The sequence below is a fragment of the Castellaniella sp. S9 genome (genome assembly GCF_027257175.1).
Lineage (GTDB): Bacteria > Pseudomonadota > Gammaproteobacteria > Burkholderiales > Burkholderiaceae_B > Castellaniella.
The window spans coordinates 58,313-74,800 of record NZ_JAPFGD010000007.1 but is presented as its reverse complement, the minus strand read 5'-3'; the positions used below and the strand labels follow the sequence as shown (position 1 = coordinate 74,800).

Genomic DNA, 16,488 nt, shown 5'->3' with positions numbered 1-16,488 from the left:
CCGCTCAAGGCAAAAAGGCCGGCAAGCCGGCCTTTTTGTCGACGGGGCGTGTGCCGCCTCAGAACCAGTAGACGAACAGGTACAGACCCAGCCACACCACGTCGACGAAGTGCCAGTACCAGGCGGCGCCCTCGAAGCCGAAATGGTGGTCGGCGGTGAAATGCCCCCGCACCAGGCGCAGCAGGATGACGGTCAGCATGGTGGCGCCCAGGATCACGTGGAAACCGTGGAAGCCCGTCAGCATGTAGAACAGCGCGCCGTAGGCACCGGACGTGAAGCGCAGGTTCAGCTCGGTGTAGGCATGATGGTATTCATAGGCCTGGCAAGCCACGAAGGTAAAACCCAGGATGACGGTCAGGGCCAGCCAGAGGATCGCCTTGTTGCGCTGCGCGGCGCGCAGGGCGTGGTGGGCGATGGTCAGGGTCACGCCGGAACTGAGCAGCAGGGCGGTGTTGATGGTCGGCAGCCAGAACGGGCCGACGGTCTCGAAGGGGGCGATCGTGCCGGCCGGCCCGAGGTTGGGCCAGGTGCCTGCGAAGCTCGGCCACAGCAGGGTCTGGTGGTCGAGGTTGCTGAGCCACGGCGTGGTGACCTCGCGGGTGTACCACAGTGCGCCGAAGAACGCCGAAAAGAACATGACCTCGGAGAAAATGAACCAGGTCATGCTCCAGCGGTACGAGACGTCGACGCGCTGGCTGTTGATGCCGTTCTCGGATTCGCGGATGGCGTCGCCGAACCAGCCGTACAGCACGATGAACATGCACAGGATGCCGGCGAAGCACAGCCACGGGCCGACGGCATAGCTGTTGACCCAAAGGGCCGCCCCCACCAGGGTGGCCAGCATGCTGAGGCTGGCGCGGATGGGATGGACCGAGTCATGGGGCACGTAGTAGTAGGGCACCTTGCCACCATGGGCCACTTGACCTGCACTCATCTTGTTCTCCTGAGAATTCCAGTATGGTTTGCTTTTGTAGGGTTGCGGCTTAGGACGTCACCAGACTGACGGCCAGCACCAGCAGCAGCACGAATATCAATCCGCCCAGCAGGCCTGCGACGATCACGTGCGCGGGCCGCACACGCGACATGTCGTTGTCGTGTCCCGAGCGCTTGCGCAGGCCCAGGAACCCCCAGGCCACGGTGCGCACGGTGCTCAGGAAGGTCGAACGACCATCGGAGTCCCTGGGCGCGTTCACGGGGCGCCACCAAAGACATTGCCGCGCACGAAGGTCCAGACTAGGATCGCCACGGCGCATATGCCGAGGATCAGCCCGGTGCGGCGGTTGCGGCGGCGTTGCTCAGGCGTCATGGTCTGCATGCCGTGCCGGGATCAAGCCTTGCCGTCCAGGACCGGCGGCGTCTCGAAGGTGTGGTACGGGGCGGGCGAGGGCACGCTCCATTCCAGGCCTTCGGCGCCTTCCCAGGCGTTGGCCGCCGCACGCTCGCCCCGGCCGGCGTAGGCCTTGAGGATCACGTACAGGAACAGCAGCTGCGACAGGCCGAACCAGAAGGCGCCGATGGTGGCCACCTGATGGAAGTCGGTGAACTGCGCCGCATAGTCGGCATACCGGCGCGGCATGCCTGCCAGACCCAGGAAGTGCATCGGGAAGAACGTGACGTTGAACGAGATCATCGTCATCCAGAAGTGCCACTTGCCCAGGCGCTCGTCGTACATGGTGCCGCACCATTTCGGCAGCCAGTAATAGGTGGCGCCGAACAGGGCGAACAGCGAGCCCGCGACCAGCACGTAGTGGAAGTGCGCCACCACGTAGTAAGTATCCTGCACCTGGATGTCGATGGGGGCGATGGCCACCACCAGGCCGGTGAAGCCGCCGATGGTGAACACGAAGATGAAGCCGATGGCGAACAGCATCGGGGTCTCGAAGGTCAGCGAGCCGCGCCACATGGTGGCCGTCCAGTTGAACACCTTGACCCCTGTGGGGATCGAGATCAGCATCGTGCCGTACATGAAGAACAGCTGTGCGGTCACGGGCATGCCGGTGGTGAACATGTGGTGCGCCCAGACCAGGAACGACAGGATGGCGATGGCGCAGATGGCGTAGACCATGGAGGCATAGCCGAACAGGCGCTTGCGGGCAAAGGCCGGCACGATCTGCGACACCATCCCGAAGGCCGGCAGGATCATGATGTAGACCTCGGGGTGGCCGAAGAACCAGAACACGTGCTGGTACAGCACCGGGTCGCCGCCGCCGGCGGCATTGAAGAAATGCGTGCCGAAGTGGCGGTCGGTCAGCAGCATGGTGACCGCCGCGGCCAGCACCGGCATCACGGCCAGCAGCAGGTAGGCGGTGACCAGCCAGGACCAGCAGAACAGCGGCATCTTCATGAGGGTCATACCCGGGGCGCGCATGTTCAGGATGGTCACGATGATGTTGATGGCGCCCATGATCGAGGAAGCGCCCAGGATGTGCACCGCAAAGATCGCGAAGTCCATGCCCGGGCCCATTTGCAGCGACAGCGGCGCGTACATGGTCCAGCCCGAGGCATTTGCGCCGCCGGGCACGAAGAACGAGGCCGTCAGCAGGATGCCGCCCACCGGCAGCAGCCAGAAGCTGAAGTTGTTCATGCGCGCAAAGGCCATGTCCGAGGCGCCGATCTGCAACGGGATCATCCAGTTGGCGAAGCCCACGAACGCCGGCATGATGGCACCGAAAATCATGATCAGGCCGTGCATGGTGGTGAACTGGTTGAACAGTTCGGGCTGGAAGAACTGGATGCCCGGCTCGAACAGTTCGGTGCGCAGCAACAGGGCGAGCGTACCGCCCTCGAGCAGCATCGCGAACGAAAAGATGAGGTACATCGTGCCGATGTCTTTGTGGTTGGTCGCAAAGACCCAGCGGCGCCAGCCTCGCGGCACGGCATGCCCGTGGTCGTCGTGACCGGTGTGGGGCGGAATGTGATCGGCAGTGACGCTGCTCATGGTGAACTCCTTCCTGCTGGTGCGCGGCGCGCCATGGGCGCCGCGAGGATACGGTTGTCTATGGTTGAACGGGCGCGCCTTTAGCGCAGCGCCTTGACGTCAGAAGGTTGCACGACCGGGTCAGGTCCCTTTCCGGCATTGTCCCACGCGTTACGCGTATAGGTGATGACCGCGGCGATCTGGGTGTCGCTGAGCTGGTCGCGGAAGGCGGCCATCGCGGTGCCCGGGTGGCCGTTGAGCACGGTCAGAATCTGGTCCTTCATCGGTGCCAGGACGAACTTGGTGTCGCCGTTCAGAGCAGGGAAAGTGCCCGGGATGCCTTCGCCATTGGCCTGGTGGCAGGCCACACAGGTCGACGAGAAGACGTCCTTGCCCTGCGCAACCAGGTCTTCCTTGGTCCAGACCTTGTTCGGATCCTCGGCGGCGGCCGCCATCTTGGATTTTTGTTCCTCGGACCACTTGGCGTAATCCTCGGCGGACACGACCTGCACCACGATGGGCATGAAGGCGTGGTCCTTGCCACAGAGTTCGGCGCACTGGCCGCGATACGTGCCGATCTTTTCAGCGCGGAACCAGGTGTCGCGCAGGAAGCCGGGCACGGCGTCTTGCTTGACGCCGAAGTCGGGCACCATCCACGAGTGGATCACATCGGCGGCCGTCAGCACGATGCGGACTTTCTTGTCGACCGGTACGACCAGGGGCTGGTCGACCTCCATCAGATAGGTGTCGCTGCGCGGCGCGCCGCCATGGATCTGCTCGCTGGGGGTGGCCAGCGTCGACAGGAAGTGAACGCCCGAGGCGGGGCCGTCCACGTATTCGTAGCCCCATTTCCATTGGTAGCCGGTGACCTTGACCGTCAGGTCGGCGCTGCTGGTGTCCTTCATGGCGACCACGGTGCGCGTGGCGGGAATGGCCATGCCGACGATGATCAGAAAAGGGATGATGGTCCAGGTGAGCTCGAGGCCGAGGTGCTCGTCGAACTTGGAGGCGACGTGGCCGCGCGATTTGCGGTGCATGACGATGGAGTACAGCATCACGCCGAACACGCCGATGAAGATCACGATACAGATGATCATGATGATCCAGTGCAGGGAATAGATTTCCCTGGCGATCGGCGTCACCCCCGTGTGCAGGTTCAGTTGGTTGACCGCCGGTCCGCCTGGCATGTCCTTGACTTGAGCACCGGCCATGGCTGCCCAAAACAGCGCTGACATGCCGAGCAAACCTCTCACCTTCTTCATGCTGACCCTCTAGTTGTTTTCGTGTGTTTCCGCACGTTGATTGACCTCGATCAAACAGTTGATCCAGGTCGACCGGGCGCGGGCACAATGATTGGATCGCAGGCGATAAAATGAATCGCGACGGTTGCCGCCTGCGAAAATTCCCTGGTACGGAATGCGGGAATTATAACGAAGGCCTGTCGCTTGTGTGGGATTGCCCATGCGGGTGCGCAGGGTTTTAGTTTAGGCTTCGGGTTTCCACCAATGTCTTCGAGGCTTCTACTACAATGGCCCGATGACCCTCCCTGCCACGGCCTTTGCGCCGGCCGACCTCGATGCGCGATTTGCGCGGATGCTGCGCCGCGCACAGCAACTGCCCCCACCCGGTTCGCGGCCCTTGACGGTCGCCGCGCGCGTGGCCGGCTGGATCACGCCGCGCGCCACCGACGCCATCGGCGGGCTGCCGGGCGTGCATGTCGAGGACGAGGCCGTGCATATTGCGGCGGCCTCGCCGCGGGGCCTGAACCTCGATGCCGTGTTGCGCGGCATCGCCGAGGCTTTGCGCGAGGCGCAGTGCCTGCGGGCCTGGCGCGACGAACTGCTGGACGTGGTCGGCGAGGGCCGCACGCTCGCCCGCATCGAACGGGCGGCCATGCGGCCGCTGGGCATGCTGACGCAAGCCGTGCATCTGAACGCGTGGGCGCCGGATGGGCGCTTGTGGATTGCGCGCCGGGCCCTGGACAAGCCCAACGACCCCGGCTTGTGGGACACGCTGGCCGGCGGGTTGGTGGCGGCCGGCGAGGATTGCGAAACGGCGCTGCTGCGCGAAAGCCGCGAGGAGGCCGGCCTGCAGGCCGTCGAGATCGCTGCGCACGGGCCGCTACGCGTGGCCCTGCGCATGCATCGCCGCCTGCCCGAGGGCTATCAGGTCGAAAACCTGCTGCTGTGCGATTGCGTGCTCGATGCCGCCGTGGCGCCGGCCAACATGGACGGCGAGGTCTGCGAGATCCGCTGCGTATCGGTGGCCGAACTCTGGGACATGCTCGGCCATGGCGCCTTCACCCTCGAGGCCGAGCTCGCCATCCTTGACAGCCTGCGCCTGCGCGCGGCTGGCGCGGGTCCGGCCGCCCACCTAAAATAAGGCGTCCGGCATGGGGCCGGCAGGAGGCACGTCATGGCGAAAGAATCCAGCAACCCCTTTGTGCTGCCCGGTTTCGGCCAGGATGGCGAAGCCGCGCGCAATCCCTTGTTCGCGGGCCTTGAGATGATGCGCCAGAGCTGGCAGGGCATGGCCGGTGGCGGGTTCGAGTCGCCGGCCATGCCGCCGATGTCGATCGAGGACCTGGACCGCCGCATCGGCGAGTTGCGCAGCGTCCAGAATTGGCTGCAGCTGAATGCCTCCATCCTGGGCAATACCATACAGGGGCTCGAGATCCAGCGGGCCACCCTCTCGACCCTGCGCGCTTTTGCCGAACAGGGCGTGCCGGGTGCCTTCGCGTCCGCGGCCAACGAGGCGGGGAAGGCCGCGCCGGCGGCCCCCGAGGCACCCTCGGGCGAGGCGGGCTTCGCGCGTACCGCGACACCTGGCGCCGCCGAGGCCGCGTCCGATGCCGGCGCGGATCCGGCCGCCGCCACCCAGGCCTACGCCCAGGCGGCAGGCGAGTGGTGGAACTTGCTGCAGCAGCAATTCCAGACACTGGCCGACGCCACGGCGGCCACGCTCCAAGGGACGGCGGAACCCGCGGACGAGGCGCCCGCCCCCAAGCCCGCACGCCGCAAGGCAAGCGCCAAGACCGGCGCATCCAAGGCCGCGCGGACGTCCGGATCCCGATCGGGGACGCGTACCGGCGCCAGCCGCGGCAAGCCGCGCACCTGATTCGCCAGCCTACTCATCATCCGTCAATCAAGGCCCGCATCCATATGCTCAACGTCATCATCCTGGCCGCCGGTCTGGGCAAGCGCATGCAATCCGACCTGCCCAAGGTGCTGCATCCGATCGCCGGGCGGCCCATGCTCAGTCATGTGCTCGAGCAGGCGCGCACCCTCGACCCCGACAGAATCGTGGTGGTGGTGGGGCACGGCGCCGACCGCGTGCGCGAGGCATACGCGGGCGAGGACCTGCATTTCGCCGTGCAGCAACCCCAGCGGGGCACCGGCCATGCGGTCATGCAGGCCTTGCCGTCGTTGCTTGACGGCGACCCGGACGACGCCTGCCTGGTGCTGTACGGCGATGTGCCCCTGGTACAGCCCCAGACCCTGGCGGCGCTGCTGGCCGCCCGCGGGAGCGGCCTGGCGCTGCTGACCGAGACGCCCGCGGACCCCACGGGTTACGGGCGCATCGTGCGTGACGCCGAGGGCCGCATCGCGCGCATCGTCGAACACAAGGACGCGACCGACGCCGAACGCGCCATCGGCGAGGTCAATACCGGCATCCTGGCCGCGCCCACCGCGGCGCTGCGCGACTGGCTGGGGCGCATCGACAACCGCAATGCCCAGGGCGAGTATTACCTGACCGACATCGTCGGGCTGGCGGTGGCCGACGGCGTCGCCGTCGGCCATGCGCAACCCGGCGCGCCCTGGGAAACCCTCGGGGTCAACAGCCGCGTGCAGCAGGCGGCGCTCGAGCGCGTCTGGCAGGCCGAGCAGGCCCGGCGCCAACTTGAACAAGGGGTGACCCTTGCCGATCCGGCGCGTTTCGACCTGCGCGGACGGCTGCAGTGCGGGCGCGATGTGTTCATCGACGTCGGCTGTGTCTTCGAAGGCGAGGTGCGGCTGGGCGACGGCGCCAGCATCGGCCCCTACTGCGTGATCCGCGATGCCAGCATCGGCCCGGGCACGCGGCTCGAGGCCTATACCCACGTCGAGGGCGCACAGGTCGCCGAGGACGCCCGCATCGGGCCGTATGCGCGTCTGCGGCCCGGCGCCGACATCGGCCCGCAGGCCCACGTCGGCAACTTCGTCGAACTCAAGAAAACCCGCCTGGGGCGCGCCTCGAAGGCCAATCACCTGGCCTACCTGGGCGACGCCTCGATTGGCGAGCGGGTCAATATCGGGGCCGGGACCATTACCTGCAACTATGATGGCGTCAACAAGTTCCAGACCGTGATCGACGACGATGCCTTCATCGGTTCGGACACCCAGCTCGTCGCGCCCGTGCGCGTGGGCCGCGGCGCCACCTTGGGCGCGGGCACCACGTTGACGCGCGATGCGCCCGCGCAGGCGCTGACGCTGTCCAGGCCCCAGCAAAAGACGGTCGAAGGCTGGAAGCGCCCGGTGCGCAAGTCCTAGTGTTTCTTTGATGCGCATCCTGCAGCTCAACCTCGAACGCGGCTGGCGCGGCGGCGAGCGCCAGACCTTGCTGACCCTGCGCGGCCTGCGTGCGGCCGGCCATGAGGCCGAGCTCCTGGCGCGCACCGATGGCCCCCTCGCGCGGCATGCGCGCGCCGAGGGCTTCGTCGTTCACGAGGCCGCAGGCGTACCGGGCATGGCGCTGCGGCTGCTGCGCCATGCCCGCCGTTGCGACGTGTTGCATGCCCAGACCGCCCAGGCCATGAGCCTGCTCGCGCTGCTGCGTCCCTGTCTGGGCCGTCCCGTGGTGTTCACCCGGCGCACCGCCTTTGGCCCGCGGCGCCATCCGGGCCGTGCGCGCTGGAAGTGGTTGCGGGCCGACGCTTTCATCGCGATCAGCGAGGCGGCCGCCCAGGCGCCGCGGGACCTGGGGCTGGACGTTCGCGTGATTCCCAGCGCCGTCGAGGCGCGGCCGGCGGACCCGCAAGGCGTGGAGGCATTGCGCGAACGCCACGCGCTCCAGGGTCGGACCGTGCTCATGACGGCGGCGGCGCTCAGCCCCGAAAAAGACCCCGGCACCCTGATCGAGGCGGTGGCGATCCTGGCGGCGGCCAGGCCCGACCTGGTCTGCCTGCACTGCGGCGCGGACGGCGCCGCCGGCGAGGCGGCGCGCGCCCGCGTCCAGGCGTTGGGCCTGGAGGACGCCTATCGGTTCGTCGGGTTCCAGCCGCGTATCGAGGACTTCCTGGCGTTGGCGCAGGTGTATGTGTCCAGTTCGCGATCCGAGGCCCTGGGCACCAGCGTGCTGGATGCCTGCCTGGCGGGCGTGCCGGTGGTGGCGACGGCGGTCGGCGGTCACCTCGAGACCCTGGCTCAAGGCCGCGGCCTGCTGTGCGAGCCTGGGGATGCCGACGCGATGGCCAGACGGATTGCCCGGGTGCTGGATCATCCCGCGCAGGCCGCTGCAATGGCCGAACGCGCGCGCGAACATGCCGCGCGCGCGTATTCCGTCCCCGCAATGGTGGCGGCGTACCTGGCCGTGTACCGTGCCTTGTAGGGCCCGCAGGCGCGAGCCCTAGACCTCGCGCAGCGTCTTGCGGAACAGGATCGCCCGGTCGCGGTAGGACTGGGCGCTGCGCGCGAGGCCCGCGACTTCCTCGTCGGTGAGCGTGCGCACGGCCTTGGCCGGCGCGCCGATGATCAGCGACCGTTCTGGAAAGACCTTGCCTTCGGTGACCAGCGCGCCCGCGCCGACCAGGCTGTGGCGGCCGATGACGGCGTGGTTCAGGACGATGGCCTGGATGCCGATGAGGCACCCGTCCTCGACGGTGCAGCCGTGCAGCATGGCTTGGTGGCCGATGGTGACATGGCGTCCGACGTTCAGGGGACAGCCCGGATCGACGTGCAGCACGGCGTTTTCCTGGATGTTGGAACCCTCGCCGATCTGGATCGGCTCGTTGTCGGCGCGAACCACCGCACCCGGCCAGATGCTGCTGTGGGCAGCCAGCGTCACGGCGCCGATCAGCGTGGATCCCGGCGCGGCATAGGCCGAAGGGTCGAGTTGGGGGATCAGGTCTCCCAAGGCGTAGCAGGGCATGGTGCCTCCTTTTGGTGGGCCGCGCACAACCGGCCCGCAATCCGTTTTCGTCCGATCGTAGCATGGGCGCCCGCATATAATCCCCGCCATGACCACGCGCATCCTCATCGTACGCACGTCCTCGCTGGGGGATCTGGTGCACATGCTGCCCGCCATGTCGGACATCGCCCGGCACGTGCCCGATGCACAGATCGACTGGATCGCCGAGGAGGGATTTGCTGAAATCCCATCGTGGCATCCCGCGGTGCGCGAGGTCATCCCCGTGGCGCATCGCCGCTGGCGCAAGCACTGGTGGAATGCCCGCACGCGCCGCGAGCGCGCCGAGCTGCGCGCCAATCTCGGTGCGCGCCGCTACGACATCATCCTCGACATGCAGGCGCTGATGAAATCGGTCTGGCTGGTGCGCCAGACACATGGGGTGCGCCATGGCCTGGATTGGAAATCCGCGCGCGAGCCGCTGGCCTCGCTGTTCTACGACGTGCGCCATCGGGTCGAATTCTGGCAACCCGCCGTCCGGCGGCAGCGCAGCCTGGCCGCGGCGGCTTTGGGATATGCGATCGAGGGTCCCCCGGACTTCGGCCTGGGCGCACTGACGGACGGGGTGCCGATCGAGGAGGCCGCCGTGATCATGCCTTCGGCCAGCCGGGACGACAAGCTCTGGCCCGAGGCCGATTGGCGCCACGTCTTCGATGCCCTGCAAGGGCGCGGCCTGGCGTTGCGGCTGTTGGCGGGCAACGAGGACGAGCGCGCGCGGGCCGCGGCCCTCATCCAGGGGCGCGCGGACGCCGCCGTGCTGCCGCGCATGACCCTGCGCGAGGTGGCCGGCCAGCTCGCCCGCGCCCGTCTCATGGTGGGGCTGGACAGCGGGCTGACGCACCTGAGCGCGGGCCTGGGCCGGCCGACCATCGGCATCTACAAGGCCTCGACACCCGTGCGCACGCCGCTCGAGGGGGCGGCGTACACGGCCAGCCTGGGCGAACGCGGCCAGGCCCCGACGGCGGACCAGGTGCTCGACGCCGTGGAACACGCCCTGGCGGCATCCTGAGCCGGCGGCCTCCGGATGCGTTCAAAGTCCGTGGGGAGCCTGAGGGCGCGCGATTCGGGAAAACCCCATAAAATGAAACGGACGACCTTTCGACGGTTGGCCGCTTGAACCGATTTCTCTATTCCGTGCTGATCCGCGTCCTGTCGCCGGCTTTGCTGGCGTGGATGGCCGTGCGCGCCCGCAAGGCGGGCGGGATCTGGGAGGTCTGCGGCGCGGCGCGCTTCGGCCGCTATGGCGGGCCGGCGCCCGCGCCCGGGGCGATCTGGATCCATGCCGTGAGCCTGGGCGAAACCCGGGCGGCCCAGCCTTTCGTGCGCGCCGTCCTGGACCGTGGCCATCGTGTCCTGCTCACCCATCTGACGGCCACGGGACGAGCCGAGGGTGCCCGAGCCTTCGCCGAGGACATCGCCCAGGGCCGCCTGGCCCAGGCGTGGCTGCCCTATGATTTTCCAGGCGCGACGCGGCGCTTCATGGCGCGCCATCGGCCCCGCGTCGGCGTGCTGATCGAGCGCGAAGTCTGGCCCAACCTGATCCATGCGGCCGGCCGCGCCGGTGTGCCGATGATGCTTGCCAGCGCGCGCATGTCCGATGCCTCCCTGCGCCAGAGCCTGCGCATGGGTCCGATCATGCGCGAGGCCTACGGCCGGTTCCAGGCCGTGTATGCGCAGTCCCTGCCGGATGCCCAGCGCCTGGAGCGCGCCGGCGCGGTCGCCGTGCGCGTCTCGGGCAACTTCAAGTTCGACCTGCGCCTGGATGGCGAGCGCGTCGCCCGCGGCCGCGCCTTCGCCGCGCGCCTGGGTCGCAAGGCGGTGGCCATCGCCAGTACGCGCGAGGGTGAGGACGCGCTATTCATCCAGGCCGTGCGCCACCAGATCGAACGCGCGCGCCAATCGGGGGCCGAGCCGGGCGAACAGGCGCTGTTCTATCTGATCCCCCGCCACCCGGCGCGTTTCGAGGAGGCGGCGGAGGGCTTGCGGCAGGCCGGCCTGCCGTTCGTGCGGCGGTCCGAGCTGATCGAACTGGGCGACGGCGGCACCTCCGCCGTGCAGGCCTGCCGGGATGTCCCGGTGATCCTGGGCGACACTTTGGGCGAGATGGCCTGGTATTACGCGGCCTGCCAGGTGGCGATCGTCGGCGGCAGCTTTGCGCCCTTGGGCGGGCAGAACTTCATCGAAGCCAGCGCGCTCGGGCGGCCCGTGCTGGTGGGCCCCCATACGGCCAATTTCGAGCAGGCGGTCGCCGATGCGCTGGCGGCGGGCGCGATCGAGCGCGTCGACGGTGCGGACCAGGCGGTGCAGCGCGCGCTGCATTGGCTGGAGGATGCCCGCTGCCTGGCCCGCATGGGGGACGCCGGCAGCCACTGGGTGCGCCAGCATGCGGGCGCGGTCGCCCGGGTGGTCAACGGCCTGGAGGACGTGCTGGGGCCTTGAGGGCATGGCGCGCGGCCGTGGCGCGTCCCGGATGGGCCTAGTCCGGCATCAGCCCATGGTACTTGCGACCCAACGCGGTGGTCGCCTTGAAGAATCCTTCCTTGTTGCCGCAGTCGTAGCGCTCGCCCACGTAGGCGTGGCCATAGACGGCGCGCGAGTCCAGCATGGCGGCGATCGCGTCGGTGAGCTGGATTTCGCGGCCGACGCCGGCGCGGGTGCGGCGCAGATGATCGAAGATCTCGGGCTCGAAGATGTATCGGCCCACGACCGCCTGATTGGACGGGGCCTCTTCGGGGGCGGGCTTTTCCACGATGCGCGTGACGCGCGTGTTGCGCTCGTCGATGGCCGTGCCGGCGATGATCCCGTATTTGCGGCTGTCCTCGGGCGCGATGGTCTGGATCGCGAGGATGCTGCCGTCATGGCGATGGGCGGCGTCCACCAGTTGACGCGTCACCGAGGTCGGCGCATCCAGCAAGTCATCGGCCAGCAGCACCGCAAAGGGCTCGTCGCCGATGATGGGCGCGGCGCACAATACGGCATGCCCCAGGCCCAGCGGGGCGGCCTGGCGGGTGTAGATGCAGTTCACGTGCGACGGGATGACATTGCGCACCATGTCCAGGAGGGGCTGCTTGCCCTTGGCCTCGAGCTCCGCCTCGAGTTCCGGCGCGCGGTCGAAGTGGTCCTCGATGGCGCGCTTGTTGCGGCCGGTGATGAAGATCAGCTCGGTGATGCCGGCGGCCAGGGCTTCCTCGACGGCATACTGGATGAGGGGCTTGTCGACGATGGGCAGCATTTCCTTGGGCATCGCCTTGGTGGCGGGCAGGAAACGCGTTCCCAGGCCGGCGACGGGAAATACGGCTTTGCGGATGGGTTTCATGGCTGGGCGGCCTGTGCCGCGATGGGAGGGCCTAGGGTCACGGCGGCCTGGTTGCGCTGCGAAAGCGGGCGGGGATCGCGGCCCTGCTCGACCGGTGGCGTGCCAAAGAAACCCTGGCCAAAGGCAAAGAGCGCGATATTGACCAGGATGGCGAGCGTCAGGAGCAGGTGCATGGATCCGGGATGATTGCGGAAAGCGTCCCAGTATATCAGTCGGCCGGCCCGCCCGCCCCCGGCTGGCGGGCCAGGTACGCCAGGCCGTCGAGCACCGGATTGGCCAGGTGCACGGCCGCCAGAGGCCGCAGGCCCAGGTCGTCCTGCGCGCGCGCCAGGGCGTGTTCGACCTCGGGTTGCACCAGCGGCCAGCCTCCGCCGCTGACGAAGACCTGGGTCGCCTGTCCGGCCGCGGCCTGCAAGCCGTTGCGCCACTGGCGCAGCAGGGCGCCCGCCTGTGCGGCGGCGATGCCGCTGCTGATGGCGTCGTGGGTGTCGACGGGATAGTCGGTGGGCTCGCCTTCCGCAAAGGGCAGATGGGCGGTGTGGTCGGCCAGCGCGCGGGCCATCAGCACCGGACCGGGGAGGATCAGCCCGCCCAGGAAGTGCGCCCGCTGCATGCCGTCCTCGGTGCGCAAGAGCAGGGTGTCCAGCGTGGTGGCGGTGCCGAACGTGGCCAGCAGCATGGGGGCGCCTCGATTCCAATCGGGCCGTTTGCGGACCCGGTTCAGCAGGCCGAGCAGGCCGATCCAGCGGTCCGCCCCCAGTTGGCCGGCATCCCGGTAGCGATTGTGCAGCAGATCCCGGCCATGGCGGCCGTCGAGCCACTGCACCGGCAGGCCGAAGTGCTGCTGGCAGGCGGCCTCCAGATCCCGGCCGACGCCGGGCCCCGCCACATTGGTGGCCAGGATGCGCCGCGGCCGCACGCCCAGGGTGTCCAGCCGTGGCCCCAGGCTGTCGATATGGCCGTAATCCAGGGCATGGGCCCGGCTCTCGCGCGTGCCGTCGCCCAGCTCGACCCAGCCGAACTTGGCGCGCGTATTGCCGGCGTCGATCAGCAGGATCGTGGAGGACGGATCGATCATGGGCGGGTCCTGACCGAGATCTCGCCCACCGACACGGCAATCTGGCCATGGGCGTTGCGCAGCAGCAGGCGTCCCTGCGCGTCGATGCCGCAGGCGATGCCGGTGTGCAGCAGGCGTCCGTCGTCCAGCACGTCCAGGTGTTGCCCTTCCAGGGCGTCGACCTTGGCATAGCGCGCCGGCAGGTCATCGAATCCGTGCGCAGTCGCGCGGTTCAGGCTGTCATACCACGCGCGTGCCAGGCGTGCCACCAGCGTCGCCACATCGATCCCGGCCGCGCGGGCATCGGCCGCGGCGATGCCCGCCCAGTCCGAGACCTGGCGGTCCAGCGATCGGCTCAGGGCGCGTGCATCGCGCAGGTTCAGGCCCAGCCCGATGATGACGATGAAATGGTCGGGCGCGGTGGCTGTGCCCGCCCGGGTGGTCTCGATCAGCACGCCCGCCAGTTTTCCCTGTTCCCACAACAGGTCGTTGGGCCATTTCATCAGCAGGCGCTTGCGGGTGTCCGGGCCGAGCAGGCCACGCAGCGTCTCGCACGAGGCGGTGCCGATCAGCGGCGCCAGAGTGGGTAGTTGCCGGGCCTGCAGGAAGACGTCGAAGGCGCAGGAAAACATCAGGTTGGCGCCCCGCCGGTTCTGCCAGGTGCGCCCGGCCCGGCCGCGTCCCTGCTCCTGCAGGTGGCTGCCCAGCAGCCAGGGCCTTGCAGGCACGCCACTGCCCCCGCGCGCGCGCGTCAGCAGGTCGGCATTGGTGGACCCGGTGCGTTCGACCCAGTCGATGCGCCAGGCGCTGGGCAGCGCCGCCCGCAGTGCCTCGGCCAGATCGCCGGGCGCGGGCAGGAATTCGGAATCTTCATGGTCCATCCGGTCGCCTGTCATATTAGAATGGGACGGTCTGTGTATCGTATGCCGGTCGGTGTAAAGGATTCTCGTCAAAATGTTGTTGCGTACCCAGAAAGCGACATTCCAGGGCGCAGCCGGCGCCATCGACTGCGTGCTGGACCTGCCGGGCGATGCGCCGTCGGGCTGGGCCCTGGTCCTGCATCCTCATCCACTGCATGGCGGTGCGCGTGACAACAAGATCGTCACCACCGTGGCCCGTGCCTGTGTGCAGCACGGGCTGGCGGCGCTGCGGCCCGATTTCCGTGGGGTCGGGGCCTCGGAGGGCTCCTTCGACCGTGCCGAAGGCGAGACCACCGACATGCGCATGCTGGTCGAGCAGTTTGCCCAGGCCCATGCCCAGGCCGCCGGCGGCCGTTGGGTGTTGGCCGGATTCTCCTTCGGGACGGCGGTCGCGGCCCAATTGTATGCCGAGCTTGCGGATCGCGGGATGCCTCTGCCCGATCGTTTGATCCTGATCGGCTGCGCGGTCGAACGCTTCCGTTTCCGTCCGGTCGAGGTGCCCGGCGATACCTTGCTGGTGCATGGCGAACTCGACGAGGTCGTGCCGTTGGCCGAGGCCATGGATTTCGCCAGGGCCCGGCAACTGCCGGTGACGGTGGTGCCCGATGCCGGCCATTTCTTTCATGGCAAGCTCCTGATCCTGCGGGACATCATGGAGTCCTCGCTGAACAGCCTGGCCGGGGGGCGTGCATGAGCCGCACTGCCGGCGCCCGCTCGCCGGCGGGTCCGCGACGACCGTGGCATCATTCGGGGCTCGACGGTGGTTTCCGTTGCAGTTGCTTGCTTTTTGTCTCGATTTCGCGGCCCGTCCTCCCGCCGGGTCCGGAATGCCACTGCCTATAATGGCCGGTGTTTCTCCATCCGACCCCAAGGTCCCGCCCCATGCCCATGACCATGCCTTCGTTCCTGCCGACGTTCCGCCACCCCTTCGCGCGTCTCGCGGTCGCATGCGCCTTGTTCGCGCCCGCGCTGGCGCCGGCCCAGGGAGCGGACGCGGCGCCCGCCGCGACCGGGACGGTGGCCATGATCAGCGAACTCTCCAACATTCCGGCGCCCACGCTCGGCGCCAAGGCCTGGATGACGCTGGATGCCACCAGCGGACAGGTGATCGCGACCCAGAATCCTCAAGAGCCGGTCGAGCCCGCCTCGCTCACCAAGCTCATGTCGGCCTACGTGATCTTCGACGCCCTGGAAAGCGGCCGCCTGGCACTGGACCAGAAGGTGCACGTCTCGGAAAAGGCCTGGCGCACCGAAGGGTCGCGGATGTTCATCGACCCGAATACCGAGGTCAGCGTCGACGAGCTGCTGCAAGGCCTGATCGTGCAATCGGGCAACGACGCCACCGTGGCGCTGGCCGAGGCGGTTGCCGGCAGCGAATCGGCCTTCGCCGCCATGATGAACGAGCAGGCCGCCAGCATGGGCCTGACGCACACGCATTTCACCAATTCCACCGGTCTGCCCGACCCCGATCACATGACGACGGTCGAGGACCTGGCGAATCTGGCCCGGGCACTGGTGAATCGCTTTCCCCAGTACATGCACTATTACAGCCAGCGCGAGTTCACGTACAACAAGATCAAGCAAAGCAACCGCAACCGTCTATTGTGGGCCGACGCCACCGTCGACGGCCTGAAGACCGGCCATACCCAGTCGGCCGGTTATTGCCTGGTGTCGACCGCGCTGCGCGACGGCCGCCGGGTCGTGGCTGTGGTGGTGGGGGCGGCCAGCGATGCCGCGCGCACCGAGAACAGCCTCAAGCTGCTGAACTGGAGCTTCAAGAATTTCGATACCGTGCGGCTGCTGGCCCCCGGGCAGGCGGCCGTGCAGGCGCGCGTCTGGGAGGGCGAGGCCGATACGGTCGGGCTCGGGGTGCAGGGCGCGCTGTGGGTGACCGTGCCGCGCGGGCGCGCCGACGACATCCAGTCGGTCGCCCAGTACGCCCAACCCCTGCTTGCGCCGCTGGCCAAGGGCGACCAGATGGGCAGCCTGCGGGTGTCGCTGGGCGACGTGGTCCTGAAGACCGTCCCCCTGCAGGTCGAGGCGGCGGTTCCCGAGGCCGGTTTCTTCGGGCGGCTGGTCGACAAGGTGCGTCTGCTGTTCCAGTGATCTTTATCCA

At 68.2% G+C, this 16,488-nt stretch carries 18 protein-coding genes; 8 read left to right on the top strand and 10 right to left on the bottom strand.

From position 1 onward, the window contains the following. Positions 1-58: 58 nt before the first annotated feature. The 5 genes from OOZ48_RS12625 to coxB all read right to left on the bottom strand — a co-directional run bounded on the left by OOZ48_RS12625 (position 59) and on the right by coxB (position 4,179). Positions 59-934, bottom strand: a complete 876-nt coding sequence (locus OOZ48_RS12625) for a cytochrome c oxidase subunit 3 (RefSeq protein ID WP_269498853.1) — start codon at positions 932-934, stop codon at positions 59-61. Positions 935-983: 49 nt separating this feature from the next. Further along, positions 984-1,193 (bottom strand): DUF2970 domain-containing protein, encoded by a 210-nt coding sequence (locus OOZ48_RS12620; RefSeq protein ID WP_269498851.1) that lies wholly within the window; start codon positions 1,191-1,193, stop codon positions 984-986. Beyond that, positions 1,190-1,306: a cytochrome oxidase small assembly protein gene (locus OOZ48_RS12615; protein ID WP_269498849.1), complete on the bottom strand. Its 117-nt coding sequence runs from the start codon at positions 1,304-1,306 to the stop codon at positions 1,190-1,192. The genes OOZ48_RS12620 and OOZ48_RS12615 overlap by 4 nt, the downstream gene beginning before the upstream one ends. A gap of 21 nt (positions 1,307-1,327) precedes the next feature. Further along, positions 1,328-2,938: a cytochrome c oxidase subunit I gene (ctaD, locus tag OOZ48_RS12610; RefSeq protein WP_269498847.1), complete on the bottom strand. Its 1,611-nt coding sequence runs from the start codon at positions 2,936-2,938 to the stop codon at positions 1,328-1,330. Positions 2,939-3,018: 80 nt separating this feature from the next. Continuing rightward, the gene (coxB, locus tag OOZ48_RS12605) at positions 3,019-4,179 is read right to left on the bottom strand and encodes a cytochrome c oxidase subunit II (protein ID WP_269498845.1); all 1,161 of its coding nucleotides are present in this window, start codon (positions 4,177-4,179) and stop codon (positions 3,019-3,021) included. Positions 4,180-4,453: 274 nt separating this feature from the next. Here coxB and OOZ48_RS12600 point away from each other — a divergent pair, with 274 nt between their 5' ends. The 4 genes from OOZ48_RS12600 to OOZ48_RS12585 are packed head-to-tail and all read left to right on the top strand — an operon-like array spanning position 4,454 to position 8,503. Further along, positions 4,454-5,299, top strand: a complete 846-nt coding sequence (locus tag OOZ48_RS12600) for an NUDIX hydrolase (protein WP_269498843.1) — start codon at positions 4,454-4,456, stop codon at positions 5,297-5,299. A 33-nt stretch (positions 5,300-5,332) separates the two neighbouring features. Then, the gene (locus tag OOZ48_RS12595; RefSeq protein ID WP_269498841.1) at positions 5,333-6,034 is read left to right on the top strand and encodes a PhaM family polyhydroxyalkanoate granule multifunctional regulatory protein; all 702 of its coding nucleotides are present in this window, start codon (positions 5,333-5,335) and stop codon (positions 6,032-6,034) included. 44 nt (positions 6,035-6,078) lie between these two features. Further along, on the top strand, positions 6,079-7,446 hold the full coding sequence (gene glmU / locus OOZ48_RS12590) for a bifunctional UDP-N-acetylglucosamine diphosphorylase/glucosamine-1-phosphate N-acetyltransferase GlmU (RefSeq protein WP_269498839.1): 1,368 nt from the start codon (positions 6,079-6,081) through the stop codon (positions 7,444-7,446). A gap of 10 nt (positions 7,447-7,456) precedes the next feature. Then, complete coding sequence (locus OOZ48_RS12585) at positions 7,457-8,503, top strand: glycosyltransferase family 4 protein (RefSeq protein WP_269498837.1); 1,047 nt, start codon at positions 7,457-7,459, stop codon at positions 8,501-8,503. Positions 8,504-8,521: 18 nt separating this feature from the next. Here OOZ48_RS12585 and OOZ48_RS12580 read toward each other — a convergent pair whose 3' ends face one another. Further along, positions 8,522-9,043: a gamma carbonic anhydrase family protein gene (locus OOZ48_RS12580; RefSeq protein ID WP_269498835.1), complete on the bottom strand. Its 522-nt coding sequence runs from the start codon at positions 9,041-9,043 to the stop codon at positions 8,522-8,524. Positions 9,044-9,131: 88 nt separating this feature from the next. On the opposite strand from OOZ48_RS12580, the gene waaC reads away from it, so the two are divergent. Together waaC and OOZ48_RS12570 are read left to right on the top strand one after the other, a co-directional pair. Beyond that, a complete protein-coding gene (gene waaC, locus OOZ48_RS12575) occupies positions 9,132-10,088 on the top strand; it encodes a lipopolysaccharide heptosyltransferase I (protein WP_269498833.1) in 957 nt (318 codons plus the stop codon). Between the two features lie 104 nt (positions 10,089-10,192). Next, positions 10,193-11,518, top strand: coding sequence for a 3-deoxy-D-manno-octulosonic acid transferase (locus tag OOZ48_RS12570; RefSeq protein WP_269498831.1), 1,326 nt, complete (start codon positions 10,193-10,195; stop codon positions 11,516-11,518). Positions 11,519-11,555: 37 nt separating this feature from the next. Here OOZ48_RS12570 and galU read toward each other — a convergent pair whose 3' ends face one another. The 4 genes from galU to OOZ48_RS12550 are packed head-to-tail and all read right to left on the bottom strand — an operon-like array spanning position 11,556 to position 14,333. Beyond that, positions 11,556-12,395 carry a UTP--glucose-1-phosphate uridylyltransferase GalU gene (gene galU, locus OOZ48_RS12565; protein WP_269498829.1) on the bottom strand — a complete coding sequence of 280 codons (840 nt, stop codon included), beginning with the start codon at positions 12,393-12,395 and terminating at the stop codon, positions 11,556-11,558. Further along, positions 12,392-12,568 carry a hypothetical protein gene (locus OOZ48_RS12560; protein ID WP_269498827.1) on the bottom strand — a complete coding sequence of 59 codons (177 nt, stop codon included), beginning with the start codon at positions 12,566-12,568 and terminating at the stop codon, positions 12,392-12,394. Before OOZ48_RS12560 ends, galU begins: the two co-directional genes overlap by 4 nt. 35 nt (positions 12,569-12,603) lie before the next feature. Continuing rightward, a complete protein-coding gene (locus tag OOZ48_RS12555; RefSeq protein ID WP_269498825.1) occupies positions 12,604-13,473 on the bottom strand; it encodes a type III pantothenate kinase in 870 nt (289 codons plus the stop codon). After that, positions 13,470-14,333, bottom strand: a complete 864-nt coding sequence (locus tag OOZ48_RS12550) for a biotin--[acetyl-CoA-carboxylase] ligase (protein WP_269498823.1) — start codon at positions 14,331-14,333, stop codon at positions 13,470-13,472. Before OOZ48_RS12550 ends, OOZ48_RS12555 begins: the two co-directional genes overlap by 4 nt. Before the next feature lie 73 nt (positions 14,334-14,406). On the opposite strand from OOZ48_RS12550, the gene OOZ48_RS12545 reads away from it, so the two are divergent. Together OOZ48_RS12545 and OOZ48_RS12540 are read left to right on the top strand one after the other, a co-directional pair. Then, on the top strand, positions 14,407-15,066 hold the full coding sequence (locus OOZ48_RS12545) for an alpha/beta hydrolase (RefSeq protein ID WP_269498821.1): 660 nt from the start codon (positions 14,407-14,409) through the stop codon (positions 15,064-15,066). Between the two features lie 188 nt (positions 15,067-15,254). Continuing rightward, the gene (locus tag OOZ48_RS12540) at positions 15,255-16,478 is read left to right on the top strand and encodes a D-alanyl-D-alanine carboxypeptidase family protein (RefSeq protein ID WP_269498820.1); all 1,224 of its coding nucleotides are present in this window, start codon (positions 15,255-15,257) and stop codon (positions 16,476-16,478) included. Positions 16,479-16,488 lie beyond the last annotated feature (10 nt).